Source organism: Teichococcus oryzae (assembly GCF_008386565.1).
In the GTDB taxonomy this organism is placed as follows: domain Bacteria; phylum Pseudomonadota; class Alphaproteobacteria; order Acetobacterales; family Acetobacteraceae; genus Pseudoroseomonas; species Pseudoroseomonas oryzae.
Genome location: NZ_VUKA01000004.1, coordinates 16,548 through 31,749, shown reverse-complemented (window position 1 = coordinate 31,749; position 15,202 = coordinate 16,548). Strand labels below are relative to the sequence as shown.

Sequence of the window (15,202 nt, the reverse complement as noted above, 5' to 3'; positions counted from 1 at the left end):
TCCTTTGCCGGTGAGGCGGAAAGGATAGCGCCGGCCGCCGCCGGGGCGAAGCCGGTTGCCGGCGCTAGCCGCCGGCTTCCTCGAACAGGCCGCGCACCAGCGGATAAACCTCCCGCGTCCAGCGGCGGCCGCTGAACACGCCGTAATGGCCGGCGCCAGTCTGGACGTGATGCCGCTTCATGTGCGCCGGCAGTTCCGAGCAGAGATCCAGCGCGGCCGAGGTCTGCCCGATGCCGCAGATGTCGTCCCGCTCGCCTTCCACGGTCAGCAGATAGGTGCGCCGGATCATCTCGGGCCGCACCGGCTTGCCATGATGCGTCATGCGGCCGAGCGCCAGGTCGTGGTCCTGGAACACCGATTTCACCGTTTCCAGGTAGAATTCCGCCGGCAGGTCCATCACCGCCAGGTATTCGTCGTAGAAGCGCCGGTGCGCGTCAGCCAGGTCCGAATCGCCGCCGACGAGGTTGCGGTATTGCTCCAGATGGGCATCCACATGCCGCTGCATGTTCATCGAGATGAAGGCCGAGATCTGCACGGCGCCGGGATAAACCTTGCGCCCGCCGCCCTTGAGCCGCCAGGGCACGGTGTCCACCAGATTGTCGCGGAACCAGGAGATGGGATGCGAATTGGCCATCTCGTTGACCTTGGTGGGGCTTTGCCGCGTGTCGATCGGCCCGGCCATCAGCACCATGGAGCGCGGCGTCGCGGGATTCTTGTCTTCCGACATGCGCGCCACCGCCGCCAGCACGGGCACGGCGGGCTGGCACACCGCCAGCACATGGGCGCCGGGGCCGATCTCCTCCTGGAAGCGGATCACATGGTCGATGAACTCGTCCATGCCGAAGCGGCCGGCCGAGACGGGGACGTCCCGGGCATTGGTCCAGTCGGTGATGTAGACGTCGTTCTCCGGCAGCAGCACCTGCACCGTGCCGCGCAGCAGGGTGGCGAAATGGCCGGACATCGGCGCCACCACCAGCACCTTGGGCTGCTGGATGTCGGTGTCCTTGCGGAAATGCAGCAGCGTTCCGAAGGGGGTCGAGAAGACCGGGTCCTCCTCGACCTTCACTTCCTGGTTGCCGACCTGGACCGTGGTGAAGCCGAAGGGGGGGCGGGCATGGGTGATGCCGCTGCTGCCGAGGATTTCAAGCGCGGCCGTGAATTGCCGGAGCGGAAAGGTTTCGGGCCGTCCATTGTCGAACTGGCGCAGAACCGCGCCGGTTCCCTTGGCGAACAGCCGGATCGGAGTCAGCAGATCCTGCTGGGCCTGGTAGAGTTGGTACATCATCCGCCCGCCAATCTCCCGCGTCGCAGTTCATTTAATCATTGAAAGACGCCTGATGCGGAGCCTTTCAAGGTTATAACGCAGGCAACCGACATCCTGTTACTGCCCACGCCACCGGTCACGACAATCTTCCGCGTGCCGCGGCCCCAGGGTGGTGGTGCAGTGGTAAGCATTTCGTCAAGGCCATGGCCCCGATAAGGTGCCTTCTTCGGAAAGAAGGGGATGCCCATGGCCGAAGCCAAGCTCCTGATCAGCAGCCGGAATTATTCCTCCTGGTCCCTGCGCGGATACCTGCTGTGCCGGTTGTCCGGCCTAGCCTTCACCGTCGTACCGGTGGCCGCGGACGACCCGCAGGCACGTGCCGAACTGACCCTGAACAGCCCCACCATCCGGCTGCCCAGCCTGCTGCATGGCGAGGTGACCATCTGGGACACCCTCGCCATCGCCGAATACCTCAATGAAATCCATCCCGAGGCAGGGATGTGGCCGGAAACCCGCCAGATGCGCGCGCATGCCCGCGCCATCTCCGGTGAGATGCATTCCGGCTTCGTGGCGCTGCGCTCCTCCCTCCCGCTGAACATGCGGGCGCGGCGGCCGGGCCACCGGCCCTGGTCAGGGGCGCGTGCCGATATTGCGCTGATCCAGGAAATCTGGCGCGACTGCCTCGAGGCGCATGGCGGGCCCTGGCTGTTCGGCGGCCGCCCCACCATCGCAGATGCCATGTACGGCCCGGTGGCCAGCCGCTTCCTGACCTATGACGTGGCGCTGGAGCCGCCTTGTGCCGCGTATCGCGACCACATACTGGCCTGGGAGCCCATGGTCGACTGGATGCGGGAAGCGGCGATGGAGCCCGAGGCCATCGAGGAACTGGAGGTGGACTGAGCTTCCTGCCGGGGCGCGCTCCGCTGAACCGCGCCGGCCGCCGCCCCTCGCGGTCCGCCACAACCGGACGCGGCAGGGTGAGTTTGTACCAGCACAGAGACTGGGCAGGGAAGCGCATCAATGGCTGAGGCGGCGGGATGGAAGGCGGACCGGAACAATGCAAACCGGGACTATGCCCTCGGCCTGGCGCGCGGCTTCGCGGGGGCGCTGATCTTCGCCTTCCCGCTGATCATGACCATGGAGATGTGGTGGATCGGCTTCTATGTCGAGCCATACCGGCTGCTGCTGTTTCTGCTGACAGGCCTCGGGCTGCAGGTCGGGCTGGCCTATTTCAGCGGCTTCCAGCCCGCGCGGGACATGACGGATGCGTTGATCGGCGGCGTCACCGCCTTTGGCATCGGCTGCCTCGGCAGCGTGGCGGTGCTGTGGCTGCTCGGCGTGCTGGACCAGATGCAGGGCTGGCGCGGCGCCGCCGGCATGGTCGCGATCCAGGCGGTGCCGGCCGGCATCGGCGCGGTGGCGGCGCGGCAGCAGCTTGGCGGAGCGCCGGACGAACAAACCAAGGAGGACCGCGCCGGCTACCCCGCCCAGCTTTTCCTGATGGCGGCCGGCGCCGTCTTCCTGGCCTTCAACGTCGCCCCCACCGAGGAGATGGTCCTGATCACCTTCCGCATGGGCCCGTGGCAGATCCTGCTGCTGATGGCCGTCTCGCTGCTGCTGCTGCACGCGCTGGTCTACACGGTGGGCTTCGCGGGGCAGGAGGAGCCGGCGGATGAGGGCTTCTGGGCCACCTTCTTCACCTACACCCTGGCCGGCTACGGCTTGGCCCTGGCGATCAGCGCCTATGTGCTCTGGACCTTTGGCCGGACGGATGATGCCTCCATCCCCATGGTGGCGATGATGACGGTGGTGCTGGCCTTTCCCGGCGCGCTGGGCGCGGGGCTGGCCCGCCTGGTGGTGTGAGCATGGCCAGGCGGCCCTCCCTGGAATGGATCTGCGCCGCGCTGGGCGGCGCCGTGGTGGCGGGCACGCTCGGCATCGTCGCCGCGCAGATCCCCGGCGGCGATCCCGGGGCGACGCCGGAGCTGCGGCTGGAAGCCAGCCCTGGCCCCGCCTCCGGCACCGGCCACGTGGTGCGGCTCATGGTGCATAATGACGGCATGCGGACCGCCGCCGCCGTGGAGATCGAGGGGCGGCTCTATGATGGCGAGGCGACGGTCGAGACCAGCCGCGTGACGCTGGACTACGTGCCGCGCGGCTCCGCCACCCGCGCCGGGCTGTGGTTCGCCCGTGATCCCACAGGGTTGCGGCTGGAGCTGCGGGCCCTGGGCTACCAGGAACCCTGAGGCCCGGGGCTACAGCGCCCCCCCGGCGCACCAGCCGCTGGCCCAGGCCCATTGGAAATTGTAGCCGCCGAGCCAGCCGGTCACGTCCACCGCCTCGCCCACCACGTGCAGGCCGGGCACCGCCTTGGCGCCCAGTGTCTGGGAGGACAGCGCGGCCGTGTCCACGCCGCCCAGCATCACCTCGGCCTTGGCATAGCCTTCCGTGCCGGAGGGTGTGAGGCGCCAGTCGCCCAGCATGGCGCCCAGGCGTCGAAGATCCTTGTCGGTCTGCTCGGCCAGGATACGGTCGGGCAGCTGCGCGGCGGCCAGGGCCTGCGCCAGGCGCTGGGGCAGCAGCTCGGCCAGGGCGGTGCGCGGCTCGGCGCGCGGGCGCGCGCGCTTGGCGGCCAGCAGCGCGGCGTCGGCATCCCGCCCCGGCAGCAGGTCGAGCCGGATCTCGCCCCCTTCGCGCCAGGCGGAGGAGATCTGCAGCACCGCCGGACCCGACAGGCCGCGATGGGTGAACAGCACCGCCTCGGGGAAGGCCAGCTTGCCGATCCGCGCCACCGCCGGAAGGGCCACGCCGGAAAGCGGCCGCATCAGCGCCAGCATCTCCTCAGCGAAGGTCAGCGGCACCAGGGCCGGCCGCGTTTCCGTCAGCGGCAGGCCGAAGCGGCAGGCGATGTCCAGCGACAGGCCGGTGGCGCCCATCTTCGGAATGGACAGCCCGCCGGTCGCCAGCACCAGGGCGGGCGCGGCGAAGGCGCCGCGATCGGTGTCCACGCGGAAGCGGTCGGCGCGGGACACGTCGGTGACGCGGTGGCCGAGGCGGACCTCCACCCCGGCGGCGGCGCATTCCGCCAGCAGCATGGCGACGATCTGCCGCGCCGAGCCGTCGCAGAACAGCTGCCCGAGCGTCTTCTCGTGCCAGGCGATGCGGTGCTTCTCCACCAGCGCCAGGAAATCCGCCGGGGTGTAGCGGCGCAGTGCCGATTTGGCGAAATGCGGGTTGTTCGAGAAGAACCGCTCCGGCACCGTTCCGGTGTTGGTGAAGTTGCAGCGCCCGCCGCCGGAAATCAGGATCTTGGCGCCCGCTTCCCGCGCGTGGTCCAGCACCAGGACCCGCCGCCCGCGCTGCCCGGCGCGCAACGCGCACATCAGCCCGGCCGCGCCGGCGCCGAGGATCACCGCATCGAAATCTTGCATGGGGCGCGGCTTAACCGCCCCGGTGAGGGCAGGGCAAGCTACAGCGCCGCGAAGGCGCCGGCGATGGCGCCGTAGCGCGCCGCCTTGCCCAGCGTCACGAGAACCAGGAACACCCGCCAATCCTCGCGCAGGGCGCCCGCCACCAGTGTCAGCGGATCGCCCACCACCGGCACCCAGGAACACAGTAGCGACCAGCGGCCGAAGCGCCGGTACCAGCCCACAGCCTGTTCGTAGCGGCGCGGGGCGACCGGAAACCAGCTTCGGTCCCGGAACCGTTCCACCCCCCGGCCAATGCCGTAATTCACCACCGATCCCAGCACGTTGCCGGCGGTGGCGGCGGCAACGAGCCACCAGGGCGGCAGCGCCGTGCCGGCGAGCAGCGCGACCAGCGCCGCTTCCGAGGAGCCCGGCAGCAGGGTGGCGGACAGGAAGGCGCTGGCGAACAGCCCGAACAGCAGGCCCATCACGGCGCGCCCGGAGGAACAGGCGCCCCGATGACGGTCATGGCCGCAACCTAGCCTGGGCGGTGCCGGCAGCGGAAGGGCGGCGAAAGGCGCTGGCCTTGCCTGGCGGGCCTGCGCCAGCATGCGCCATGCTCCGCCCCCGCCGTTTGATCTTGTTCATGCGCCGCACAGAACTGTTGCCGCTGCTTGTTCTGCTGGTTCTGGCCGGCGGCTGCTCGCCGCAGGTGATCCCGGCCGGGCCGGTGGTCACCGCGCCGTCCATGGCGCCCGAATCCTTTGTCATGGCCGATGGGGCGGCCCTGCCGATGCGGGCCTGGCTGCCGCCGGAGCCGCCACGCGCCGTGATCCTGGCGCTGCATGGCTTCGGCGACACCGCCAGCAACGCCTTCCGCCGTTCCGCCGAGCCGCTGCTGGCGGCCGGCATCGCCTTCTACGCCTATGACCAGCGCGGCTTCGGCGGCGCGCCGCATCGCGGCGTCTGGCCTGGCGCGGCGGCCCTGGCCGGGGATGCCGCCCGCGCCGCGCGGCTGCTGCGGGCGCGGCATCCGGGCCTGCCCTTGTTCCTGCTGGGCGAAAGCATGGGCGGCGCCGTGGCGCTGGTGGCGCTCGCGTCGCCGGACCCGCCGCCGGTGGATGGAGTGGTGCTGGTGGCGCCCGCCGTGCAGGGCCGCGACAGCCTGGGATGGCTGGCGCGCAACGTGCTGGATTTCGCGGCGCATACCGTGCCGCTGCTGGAATTCCGCAATTCCGCCCCCGGCTTCGCGCCCACCGATGACGAGGAGGCGATGCGCGGCTGGAGCCGTGACCCGCTGACCTACAAGGAGGTGCGGGTGGACACGCTTTACGGCCTTGTCGGGCTGATGGACGAGGCCGCCCGCGCGGTGCCGCGCCGGACCGTGCCCATGCTGCTGCTCTACGGCGCGCAGGACCGCATCATCCGCGCCGGCCCGATCCGCGATTTCCTGCGCCGCGCGGCTGGTGACCCGGCCCTGCGCGCCGCCTACTACCCGGAGGGCTTCCACATGCTGCTGCGCGACAGGAACCGCGCCACAGTGGCCGGCGACATCCTGGCCTGGATGGCGGCACCGGCCACAACCTTGCCCTCGGGCGCGGACCGCGCGGCGGCGGCCTGGCTGGCCGCGCCGTAGCGGCCGGCCGCGCGCTCAGCGCAGGGCGGCGAAAGCGGCAAGGCGGCGCATGGACGCTCCTGGAGGCATGAGCTGGCGGTGGCGGATCACTCGGCGGCTGCGGGCGCCGGCCCGCGCGGCATGCGCCGCAGCCCGCCATCGCGCAGATGCCAGCCCATCCGGTGCAGCAGGCTCAGAATCCTGTAGGTTGTCTTGAATGCGATCACCGGCAGCTGGCGGCTGGTATCGGCATGCACGTCTCCGGCCAGCAGGCTGACCAGCCCGTCCCGCATGCGGAAGCGGTTGGAGGGCTGCATGAACATGTCCCGCAGCACCGGCCGGTTGATGCGGTAGACCAGCCAGGACATCGCATCGATGGCGCGGCGCACCTTGCCCTCGAAGGCGCGCAACAGCGGCGCGGCGCGCGCCGGGTCGTCCAGCCAGATGTCGGCCGCCTCGGCGCCCAGCTCGGCGCTGGCCATGGCCAGCATCACGCCGGAGGAGAACACCGGGTCCAGGAAGGCGAAGGCATCGCCGGCCATCAGCCATCCCTCGCCCTGCATCACCTTGGCGCGGTAGGAATAGTTGCCGGTGGTGGTGACCGGCGAGATCAGCTCGGCCTCCCGCATTCGCGCCCGCGCCGAGGGGCTGCGGTCCAGCTCCTGCATCAGCAACTGCTCGAAGCTGCCCTGGCGGCGCTTGAACAGGGCCGGGGTGCCGACCACGCCGACGCTGGTGACGCCACCCGGCAGCGGAATCATCCAGCACCATCCATCGTCGAGCAGGTGGATGGTGATGTTGCCTTCGGGGCAGTCCTCGCAGGGCGCGACGCCGTGGAAATGGCCGAACACGGCGGCGGAATTGTTGTGCGGGTCCCGCTGCTTGCCGCCCATCGCCTGCGCCAGCACGGTGTCGCGGCCGGAGGCGTCGATGACGAAGCGGGCCTGCCAGGCGCGCGTCCGGCCATCGGCGCCGCGCGCGGTGATGCAGTGGCCCTGGCGGCCGCCCAGCGCCACGGACAGGACGCGCGTGTTCTCATGGGTCTCGGCGCCTCGCGCGGCGGCGTGGCGGAACAGGAGCGCGTCGAAATCGGCGCGCTTCACCTGGTAGCTGTGCGTGTAGTCCTTGTTCAGCCCATTGATGAACAGGAACGACACCTTGCTGCCATGCTCGTCCGAGATGAAGGAGGCGCCCGGCTTGTGCACGCCGATGGCGCGCACCTCCTCGGCCACGCCGAGCTTCTCGAAGATGCGCAGGTTCAGCGGCAGCAGGGATTCGCCGATATGGAACCGGGGATGCGCATCCTTTTCCAGCAGCACGACGCGGCGGCCGCGCGCCGCGAGCAGGGCGGCGGCGGTGCTGCCCGCCGGCCCGCCGCCGATCACCAGAACGTCGCAGGGGGAAGGAGGCGCCCCGGCGGGGGACGGCATGGTGGCGGCTGCGGCTTCAGGCGGCATTGGCGGCTTCCGTGATTCTCGTGCCAGGGCGGCTTCGCGGCGCGCAACAAGCTGCGGCGGAAGCGTATGGCTTGTCCAGCCGGAATGCGGGCTAGTCCTGCCTCAGGCCAGTCCGCCATTGATCGAGATGGTCTGCCCGGTGATGTAGCCGGCCTTGTCGGACGCCAGGAAGCCGACCAGCTCCGCCACCTCCTCCGGGCGTCCGGCGCGGCGGGCGGGAACCATTTTCGCGATCTGCTCCCGGCTCATCACCGCCGCCGTGGCCGGACTGTCGATGATGCCGGGGGCGACCACGTTGGCGGTGACGCCGCGCGGCGCGCATTCCAGCGACAGGGAACGGATGGCGCCGCCCAGCCCGGCCTTGGCCGCGGCGTAATTGGCCTGGCCCCGGTTGCCCATGATGGCCGACACGGAGGAGATGGCGACGATCCGCCCCCAGCGCGTGCCGATCATCGGCAGCAGCAGCGGCTGCGCGAGGTGGAAGAAGCCGTTCAGCGACACGTCCATCACGGAATGCCATTGCGCCGCCGACATGCCCGCCATCGGCACATCGTGGTGGGTGCCGGCATTGTGCACCAGGATCTGGATTGGTCCGTCCCGCAGCAGGTTGTGCAGCGCCGCCTCGGTGGCCGCAGGGTCGGTCAGGTCGAACCCCGCCGCCTCGGCGCCGTGGCCGGCGGCGCGCAGGGCGGCGGCTTCCTCCTCGGCGCGGCGCAACCCCGCATGGGCGTGCAGGATGACGTGCTCCCCCTGCGCCGCCAGTTGCCGGGCGATGGCGAGGCCGATCGGGCTGGCCGCGCCGGACACCAGGGCGCGCCTCACCGGGACACCGCCGGCAGGATCACCGCCGCCTGGCCGGCCACCAGCACCCGCCCATCGGCGGCCAGGGTGAAGCCGTAGATGAAGGAGCGCGCTTCCCGCGCCAGGGCCACGGCCTCCACCTTCAGGGGGGATGGCTGGCCGTCCAGCCGGTCCGCGTGGAGGTCGACGCCGCGCAGGCTGGCGAGGAAGCCGGCCGGCTGCGGCCCGTCCCCGGTGAGGGCGCCATGCAGCGCCATGGCCTGGAGCGCGTATTCCACGCCGCAGATCGCCGGCAACAGGCCATCGCGGCGCAGCGGGTTCCGCGGATCGGCATGGGACAGGGCGGAACAGCTTATGCGATCGGCATCCCAAGCCTCGGCGCGATGGAGCAGGCACATGCTGCCGGCATGCGGCACCAGGGCGGCGATGGCCTCATGGTCCAGTGGCGCGCTCAGCATGGCGAAAGCGCGGCGCACACGGCGCCGCCATCCAGCAGCGGCCAGCACAGATCGGCCGGCCGGCCGGCCGCCAGGGCTTCCAGCATCGGCAAGGCGCGGGCTACGGGATTGCCATCCTCCAGCGCCTCGCCGAGGGCGCCGCGTGTGGCGGGGGCGGCGCAATCCTCCGCCTGGTGCCACAGCCGCAGCCCGGCGAGGCCGCCCTCGCGTCCCGGCCGCAGCACAAGGGCCATGGCGAAAGGAAAGGCGGCGGGGTGGCAGGCATCCAGCGGCGGCGGCAAGGGCGCGTCATAGGCGCAGAACAACACCGGCCGACCCCACGCCGCGCATTGGGCGGCCGCCTGCAACAGGCCCAGCGGCAGCACGTCGTCATGCCCGCCCAGGCTGACCGAGGGGCGCATGGAATGGGTGCCGATGCCCCAGTAGCCGGCCGCCGCGTTGTGCACCGAGTTGTGGAACTGCGTGGGCGAGACATCGCTCCCTTCGGCAGTCAACGCCTCCAGGATCGCGCCCAGCGTGGCGCCATCCCCGTTGGAGGAGGCGAACACCGTGTCCAGCGCGGCGGCGTCCAGCCCGGCGCTGGCTTCCGTGGCCGCGGCCAGGGCGAGGCGCGTCACGGCTCCCGCGCGCCGCCGCTCGGTGGGCGGCAGCAGGGGGGGCGGTGGCAGGACCGTCTCGGCCGGGACCCATGGCGCAGCGCCGGACAGGACCGGTATGGAAGCCGCCCAGCCCGGCAGGCCCGGCCCCAGCAGCCCGACGCCCGCGATGTGGCAGAAGGCGCCGCTCATGCGCGGCCCAGGATCAGGCTGCAATTGCTGCCTCCGAAGCCGAAGGAATTGCTCAGCACGCGGGCAAGCGGCGCGGCGCGGTTGCCGGTGGCGATGTCGGAGGTGAAATCCGGGTCCGCCGCTTCCACGCCCAGGCAGCCGGGGATCAGCCCATCCTCCAGGCACAGGGCCGCGATCACCGCCTCCAGCGCGCCGGAAGCGCCCAGCGTGTGCCCGGTCCAGCCCTTGGTGGAGGAACAGGGCACACCGGCGCCGAACAGCTGCGACACGGCGCGGTCCTCCATGGCGTCGTTGGCGCGGGTGCCGGTGCCATGCAGGTTGATGTAGCCGATCGCCTCCGGCGGCAGCCCGGCGGAATCGAGCGCCGCGCGCATCGCCAGCACCGCGCCGAGCCCTTCCGGGTGCGGCGAGGACATGTGGTGCCCGTCGCTGCTGGCGCCCGCGCCCAGCACCGCCAGCGCGCCCGGCGCCGGATCGCGCTCCAGCAACAGGAAGCCGGCGGCCTCGCCGATGCTGATGCCGTTGCGGTCGGCGGCGCAGGGGCGGCTTGGCCCCTCCGACAGCAGGGCGAGAGAAGCGAAGCCCCGCAGCGTCATGCGGCACAGCGTGTCCACGCCGCCAGCCACCACCGCGTCGCACAGCCCGGCGCGCAGCAGCGCCGCCGCCTCCAGCACGGTGCGTGCGCCGGAGGTGCAGGCGGTGGAAACGCACAAGGCCGGCCCGGCCAGCCCGAGGCGCCGCCGCACGAAGCGCGGCAGGGCGTGCAGGTCATGCGTTGTGGCGTAGTGGAAACCGGCCGGCAGCGCGGCCTCGCCCGGGGCGCGGCCGCGATAGGCCGCCTCCGTTTCGGCGATGCCGGCGGTGCTGGTGCCGAGCAGCACGGCGATGCGCGACGCGCCATGCCGTTCGCGCGCCGCCACCACGGCTCCGGCGAAACCGTCCGTGGCGAGGGCCATCTCGGCCAGGGCGTTGTTGCGGCACTGGAACGCGGCCAGCTCCGGCGGCAGGGCCACTGCTTCCAGCCCGGCCACGCGGCCGATCCAGGCGCCGGGCACGCCATCTTCCTTGGCCGCGGCGGAAAGCCCACTTTGGCGCTGGTGCAGCGCCGCGCGGGTGGCGGCGAGGCCGCGGCCAATGGCGCTGACGGCGGTGAAGGCGGTGACCGCCAGGGGCGGGAAGGGGGCGGAAGCAGTCAAGCGCCGGTCCGTCGGGTTGCTGATGGCGAAGCGCCGGAAGAAGGGATGGCCGGAGCCGCCGTTACCACGCCGCGCGGGGCCAGGGCGAGAGCCAGCACAAAGGCGGATGCCACGCCGATGCTGACGCACAGCCCGATCCCGCGCAGAACCGGGGTGGCGCAGAAGGACAGCAGGCCGAAGGTCAGCAGGGTGGTGGCGGCGCAGTTGAACACGGCGCCGAGATTGCGGTCCCCTTCCGCCGCATCCTCCGGCGCGGGCAGGCCGAGGAACAGGGCGTAATCCAGCCCCACCCCGGCGGCCAGCAGCAGGGCGGCCAGGTGGAAGGGGTTCAGCGCCTCGCCCAGCGCGGCCAGCACCGCCAGCGTCACCAGCACCGCGCCACCGATCGGCAGGGCGATGCGCAGCAGGGCCGCGAGGCCGGGGCGCCAGCCGCCGCGCTGGTGCCATTGGCCGAGCAGCAGCAAGGCCAGCACGCCGATGCCGCCCAGCGCCACCCAGCGCAGGGCCTGGGCGATGGCGGTGGCGACCAGGGCCTCGGTCTCGCCCTTGATGTGGATGAACAGGATGTCCGGGTCGCGCAGGGCCGCCACGGCAGCGCGCAGCGCGGGCAGGCCCCGCACGCCATCAGGGATCACGAAGCCCTGCCAGGCGCCGTCCCGTTCGGTCAGCAGCAGGCCAAGGCGGGCGGCCATGGTCGGCGCGGGGCCAAGTTCCGCCGGGGTGAGCGGCGCCAGCCCGCGGCTTTCCTGGACGCCTGCCAGGAAGCGATCAAAGGCTGTGGGTCGGAAGGGCAGGTCCCGCGCGGCCTCGGACAAGGCGGAGCGCAGGCGTTCCTCCGCCGGCAGGGCGGCCTGGCGGGCGCGCTGGGTGGCGGCGCTGGGCAGGTAGCGGGCCGGGCTGTCGAAGCCGGCGATGGCGCCCGCCTCCACCAGCGGGGCCAGCGCCGCGCCGGCACGTTCCGCCCGGCGCAGCACGGTTTCCGCATCGTCGCCGCGGAGCGCGATCAGCGTGCCGACATCGGGGGCCCCGAGCTGCCGCCGCAACTCGGCGTCCTCCTGCCGCAGCTGCTCCGGCACGGGGCTCAGGTGGTTGATGTCGTCGTTCCAGCGCGGCCCGCCCATGGCCCACAGGCCCAGCGCCGCCAGCGGCAGGATAAGCGCCGGCCAGGCCGAGCCCCGCAATCGCCGCAGCAGCCCGGGCAGGGGGCCGGGAAGAGGGCGGGGCCGGATCGCCCCGCCCGGCAGCAGCAGGGGCAGCAGCCAGCGCGTCGCGGCCGCCCCGGCCAGCAGCCCCGCCGCGCCGAACAGGCCAAGCTGCGCCAGCAGCGGAAAGCCGGACAGCAGCATCGCGGTCAGCCCCATCGCCGCCGCCAGCGCCGAAAGGGCGAGGGTGAAGCCGAGGCGCCGGGCGGTGCCGCGCAGGTCCTCGCCCGGGCGGCGCTGGCCGGCCAGCAGCATGGGATAATCGGCCACCACCCCCAGCATGGTCATGCCGAAGCCGAAGGCCGCGCCATGCACGGCGCCGAACACCAGGAAGACCAGCAGCGTGCCGGCCAGCATGCCCGCCAGCAGCGGCACCGCCACCGCCGCCAGCATCAGCAGCGACCGCGTGCGCCACAACAGGAAGCCGGCGATCAGCAGGCCCGACAGGATCGAGATCATCCGCACATCCGCCTCGATCGCGGCGGCGGCGGCGGCGCTGAACACGCCAGGGCCGCGCAGCATCAGCCGGGCGGGACCGGGATGGGCGGCGGCGAAGGCGCCCTCGAAGGCGCGCACCATGGCAGCCTGGGCTTCCAGATCGGTTCCCGGCGCCCGGCCGCGCGCCACGATCAGGGCGCGGGGCGGCGTGTCACCAGCGGCGAACCAGACGCCGCCGCGCATCGTCACCCGGCTTTCGCCGAGCCAGGAGCGCAGCAGGTCCAGGAACGCGCCCGGCGGGTCGGCGAAGCCGAACTGCGCCAGCACCGGCGCGGCGGCGGAGCGCAGCCCGTCGAGCAATCCCTGGAGGCGCGGGCGCAGCGCGTCGGCGGTGAAGCGCGCCGGGTCCTCCGCGATGGGCGACAGCAGGTAGCGGTAGCGGAACAGCAGGTCGCGCTCCTGCGGCGGCAGGTCCTGCGCGCCGTTGCCGACAAACACGAAATGGCCGGAAGCCCGTAAGGCATCGCCCACCTCCCGGCTGATGCGGGCGAGTTCCGGTTCCGGCGCGCCCTCGATGCCGGCCAGCAACAGGCTGGTGGCGGCGCCGCCGCGCAGCTCATCCAGCAGGAAGCGCGCGGCCGGCGTGCCGGCGGGGGGCAGCAGGTCGCCCAGCTCGGCGCGAAACGGAACCAGGCGGAACAGCGCGGCGGCCAGCAGCCCCAGCAGCAGCAGGGCGAGGCCCAGGCGCCGCCACGCCGTCGCGGCGGCGCTCACGGCTCCGGCTGGATGGTCATGCGGGTTTCGCCCTGGTTGCCGCGCGTCACCACCGACAACACGGCGTCGCCGCGCCCGCTTATCGCCACGGATTGCAGCGCCGCGTAAACCCGCATGGAGCGTGGCGTGAGGTCGATGCGCCAGCCCCCATCGGGCTGCGCGGCGAAGCGCACCTCGTAATGCCGTTGCAGCGTCGGCAGGTCCCCGGCCAGGGTGGCGCGGATCGATTCCACCAGGGGGCGCAGCTCGGGCTGCTCGTCCAGGCCCAGTTCGCGGCGGATGTTCTGCGCCGGGCGGGCGAAGACCAGCCGGTCGCCCTCGATGCGCAGGATTTCCTCGACCGGCTCGGTGGTGTGCTTCTCCAGCCGGTCGGGTGCGGCCCAGCTCAAGGTGCCACTACTGGGCAGCGGCATGCTCAGCTCGGGGAATTCCCGGGTTTCGGTGAAGCGGGCGTGGCCCTGGCGGCGGGCGGCGAGGGCGGCCATCACGGAATCCAGCGTCGGCGCCGGCTGCGCCAGCGCGGGCGGGGCCAGGCAGGCCAACGCAAGGGCGATAAGGGCGCGGCGATGGGTCATGATGCGTCCATCTCCTCCCAGAAATCGTGGAAGTTGAACCAGTTGTAAGGATAGGCGCGAGCCACCGCCTCGATCCTGAGGGCATAAGCGGCGGCGGCCTCGGCAATGGCCTCCTGCCGGCGGCGGCGGTCCAGCACGATGCGCTCCGCGAAAGGCTCGAACCGCACCTGATATCGGCGCGGACCGGTCCAGACGCCATAGGCCAGCATCACCGGGGCGCCCAGCACCCCGGCCAGGATGTGCGGTCCTTCCGGGAAGGCGGCGGGCCGGCCGAGGAAGGGCACATGGACGACGCGCATGCCGCCGGTGCGGCCGGGCATGGCGGGCGCGCGGTCCGCCAGGATGCCGACCAGCCCGCCGCGGTCCAGGCATTCCTTGGCGCGCAGCATGGCATCGGGCTGGCCCAGCGGGATGACCGTCGTGTGGCGGCTCGCCGCGTGCTGGGCGAAGAAATCGCGGCTGATGGCGGCGTGGTCGCCATGCATCAGCGCCACCACCTCCACCGGGCAGCCGGCATCGGCCACCGCCCGCAAGGCGTCGAAGGAGCCGATATGGGCGCCCAGCAGGATGCAGCCCCGGCCGGCGGCGATGCGGGCATCCAGCGCCTCCATCCCCTGCACCTCGATGCGGAAGCCGCGCCGCTGGCCATCCAGCAGGAAGACGCGGTCCAGCAGGGTGGCGGAAAAGGTGAAGAACAGGCGGAACAGGTCGCGCCAACCGGCCTCGCGGCCCAGGGCGCGGCCGAGGAACAGCCGGGCGGCGCGCCTTTGCCGGGGGGAGGAGAGCAGGAAATAGCCGGTGATCGGATACAACAGCAGCCAGGCCGCCCGGTAGCCGAGGCGGGTGATGACCCAGCCCATCAGCCGCAGGGCGCCGAGGCTGCCCCGCTCGCGCTGGCGCTGCCAGCTCATGCCGCCGGCCCAGCCTCCAGCGCCGCCTCGCCGCTGAAGGCCAGGGTGCCGCCGCAATGGCCCTCGAAGGCGACGCGGCCGGGGGCGGCGGCCTTCCAGCGCAGCTCCACCGCCTCCTCAGGCCCCACGGGGGCGGTGAACTTGGCGCGGGTCAGGCGCAGGGCGCGACCGAGGCCGCAGGCGGCGAGATGCGCCAGCGCGGCGTCCAGCAACATGACCCCCGGCACCAGCGGACGGCAGGGAAAGTGGCCGGCGAAGGCCGGATGGCCCGCGGGAATGGCGAAGCGGTGCGTGCCGCCTTCGGGCGCTGCCATGC

The 15,202-nt window shown here is 72.2% G+C and carries 16 protein-coding genes; 4 read left to right on the top strand and 12 right to left on the bottom strand.

The features are described from left to right. Positions 1 to 64 precede the first annotated feature (64 nt). Entirely contained in the window at positions 65 to 1,285 is a 1,221-nt protein-coding gene (locus F0Q34_RS10515; RefSeq protein WP_149812180.1) for a polyhydroxyalkanoate depolymerase, read from the bottom strand. A gap of 225 nt (positions 1,286 to 1,510) precedes the next feature. Between F0Q34_RS10515 and F0Q34_RS10510 the strand changes: the two genes are divergently transcribed. The 3 genes from F0Q34_RS10510 (at position 1,511) to F0Q34_RS10500 (ending at position 3,510) form a co-directional block, all read left to right on the top strand. Then, a complete protein-coding gene (locus F0Q34_RS10510; RefSeq protein WP_149812179.1) occupies positions 1,511 to 2,164 on the top strand; it encodes a glutathione S-transferase in 654 nt (217 codons plus the stop codon). 120 nt (positions 2,165 to 2,284) lie between these two features. After that, on the top strand, positions 2,285 to 3,127 hold the full coding sequence (locus F0Q34_RS10505; RefSeq protein WP_149812178.1) for a TIGR02587 family membrane protein: 843 nt from the start codon (positions 2,285 to 2,287) through the stop codon (positions 3,125 to 3,127). 2 nt (positions 3,128 to 3,129) lie between these two features. Continuing rightward, positions 3,130 to 3,510, top strand: a complete 381-nt coding sequence (locus tag F0Q34_RS10500) for a TIGR02588 family protein (RefSeq protein ID WP_149812177.1) — start codon at positions 3,130 to 3,132, stop codon at positions 3,508 to 3,510. A gap of 9 nt (positions 3,511 to 3,519) precedes the next feature. Here the strand turns inward: F0Q34_RS10500 and F0Q34_RS10495 are convergent, their stop codons facing one another. Together F0Q34_RS10495 and F0Q34_RS10490 are read right to left on the bottom strand one after the other, a co-directional pair. Further along, a complete protein-coding gene (locus F0Q34_RS10495) occupies positions 3,520 to 4,695 on the bottom strand; it encodes a BaiN/RdsA family NAD(P)/FAD-dependent oxidoreductase (RefSeq protein ID WP_149812176.1) in 1,176 nt (391 codons plus the stop codon). Positions 4,696 to 4,733: 38 nt separating this feature from the next. Further along, positions 4,734 to 5,282, bottom strand: a complete 549-nt coding sequence (locus F0Q34_RS10490) for a YqaA family protein (RefSeq protein ID WP_306419387.1) — start codon at positions 5,280 to 5,282, stop codon at positions 4,734 to 4,736. A 35-nt stretch (positions 5,283 to 5,317) separates the two neighbouring features. Here F0Q34_RS10490 and F0Q34_RS10485 point away from each other — a divergent pair, with 35 nt between their 5' ends. Continuing rightward, positions 5,318 to 6,307 carry an alpha/beta fold hydrolase gene (locus F0Q34_RS10485; protein WP_149812175.1) on the top strand — a complete coding sequence of 330 codons (990 nt, stop codon included), beginning with the start codon at positions 5,318 to 5,320 and terminating at the stop codon, positions 6,305 to 6,307. A gap of 86 nt (positions 6,308 to 6,393) precedes the next feature. On the opposite strand, the gene F0Q34_RS10480 is transcribed toward F0Q34_RS10485, so the two are convergent. From F0Q34_RS10480 to F0Q34_RS10440, 9 genes are all read right to left on the bottom strand, one after another. Continuing rightward, positions 6,394 to 7,743: an FAD-dependent oxidoreductase gene (locus F0Q34_RS10480; protein WP_206667995.1), complete on the bottom strand. Its 1,350-nt coding sequence runs from the start codon at positions 7,741 to 7,743 to the stop codon at positions 6,394 to 6,396. A gap of 102 nt (positions 7,744 to 7,845) precedes the next feature. Further along, the gene (gene fabG / locus F0Q34_RS10475; RefSeq protein WP_149812174.1) at positions 7,846 to 8,565 is read right to left on the bottom strand and encodes a 3-oxoacyl-ACP reductase FabG; all 720 of its coding nucleotides are present in this window, start codon (positions 8,563 to 8,565) and stop codon (positions 7,846 to 7,848) included. After that, positions 8,562 to 9,020 carry a phosphotransferase gene (locus F0Q34_RS10470; RefSeq protein WP_206667994.1) on the bottom strand — a complete coding sequence of 153 codons (459 nt, stop codon included), beginning with the start codon at positions 9,018 to 9,020 and terminating at the stop codon, positions 8,562 to 8,564. Before F0Q34_RS10470 ends, fabG begins: the two co-directional genes overlap by 4 nt. Further along, a complete protein-coding gene (locus tag F0Q34_RS10465; protein WP_149812173.1) occupies positions 8,996 to 9,790 on the bottom strand; it encodes a beta-ketoacyl synthase chain length factor in 795 nt (264 codons plus the stop codon). Before F0Q34_RS10465 ends, F0Q34_RS10470 begins: the two co-directional genes overlap by 25 nt. Beyond that, positions 9,787 to 10,986 carry a beta-ketoacyl-[acyl-carrier-protein] synthase family protein gene (locus F0Q34_RS10460; RefSeq protein ID WP_241665430.1) on the bottom strand — a complete coding sequence of 400 codons (1,200 nt, stop codon included), beginning with the start codon at positions 10,984 to 10,986 and terminating at the stop codon, positions 9,787 to 9,789. Before F0Q34_RS10460 ends, F0Q34_RS10465 begins: the two co-directional genes overlap by 4 nt. Further along, the gene (locus tag F0Q34_RS22305) at positions 10,983 to 13,400 is read right to left on the bottom strand and encodes an MMPL family transporter (protein WP_149812171.1); all 2,418 of its coding nucleotides are present in this window, start codon (positions 13,398 to 13,400) and stop codon (positions 10,983 to 10,985) included. Before F0Q34_RS22305 ends, F0Q34_RS10460 begins: the two co-directional genes overlap by 4 nt. Continuing rightward, positions 13,397 to 13,975: a LolA family protein gene (locus F0Q34_RS10450; RefSeq protein ID WP_149812170.1), complete on the bottom strand. Its 579-nt coding sequence runs from the start codon at positions 13,973 to 13,975 to the stop codon at positions 13,397 to 13,399. Before F0Q34_RS10450 ends, F0Q34_RS22305 begins: the two co-directional genes overlap by 4 nt. Then, entirely contained in the window at positions 13,972 to 14,886 is a 915-nt protein-coding gene (locus tag F0Q34_RS10445; RefSeq protein ID WP_149812169.1) for an LpxL/LpxP family acyltransferase, read from the bottom strand. The genes F0Q34_RS10450 and F0Q34_RS10445 overlap by 4 nt, the downstream gene beginning before the upstream one ends. Beyond that, positions 14,883 to 15,200 carry a hypothetical protein gene (locus tag F0Q34_RS10440; protein WP_149812168.1) on the bottom strand — a complete coding sequence of 106 codons (318 nt, stop codon included), beginning with the start codon at positions 15,198 to 15,200 and terminating at the stop codon, positions 14,883 to 14,885. Before F0Q34_RS10440 ends, F0Q34_RS10445 begins: the two co-directional genes overlap by 4 nt. Between the last annotated feature and the right edge of the window lie 2 nt (positions 15,201 to 15,202).

Coding starts and splice junctions, on each gene's coding strand:
- F0Q34_RS10490 (WP_306419387.1), bottom strand. CDS start 5,282: ATGCTGGCGCAGGCCCGCCAGGCAAGGCCAGCGCCTTTCGCCGCCCTT.
- F0Q34_RS10500 (WP_149812177.1), top strand. CDS start 3,130: ATGGCCAGGCGGCCCTCCCTGGAATGGATCTGCGCCGCGCTGGGCGGC.
- F0Q34_RS10445 (WP_149812169.1), bottom strand. CDS start 14,886: ATGAGCTGGCAGCGCCAGCGCGAGCGGGGCAGCCTCGGCGCCCTGCGG.
- F0Q34_RS10510 (WP_149812179.1), top strand. CDS start 1,511: ATGGCCGAAGCCAAGCTCCTGATCAGCAGCCGGAATTATTCCTCCTGG.
- F0Q34_RS10515 (WP_149812180.1), bottom strand. CDS start 1,285: ATGATGTACCAACTCTACCAGGCCCAGCAGGATCTGCTGACTCCGATC.
- F0Q34_RS10495 (WP_149812176.1), bottom strand. CDS start 4,695: ATGCAAGATTTCGATGCGGTGATCCTCGGCGCCGGCGCGGCCGGGCTG.
- F0Q34_RS10480 (WP_206667995.1), bottom strand. CDS start 7,743: ATGCCGCCTGAAGCCGCAGCCGCCACCATGCCGTCCCCCGCCGGGGCG.
- F0Q34_RS10440 (WP_149812168.1), bottom strand. CDS start 15,200: ATGGCAGCGCCCGAAGGCGGCACGCACCGCTTCGCCATTCCCGCGGGC.
- F0Q34_RS10485 (WP_149812175.1), top strand. CDS start 5,318: ATGCGCCGCACAGAACTGTTGCCGCTGCTTGTTCTGCTGGTTCTGGCC.
- F0Q34_RS10505 (WP_149812178.1), top strand. CDS start 2,285: ATGGCTGAGGCGGCGGGATGGAAGGCGGACCGGAACAATGCAAACCGG.
- F0Q34_RS10465 (WP_149812173.1), bottom strand. CDS start 9,790: ATGAGCGGCGCCTTCTGCCACATCGCGGGCGTCGGGCTGCTGGGGCCG.
- F0Q34_RS10450 (WP_149812170.1), bottom strand. CDS start 13,975: ATGACCCATCGCCGCGCCCTTATCGCCCTTGCGTTGGCCTGCCTGGCC.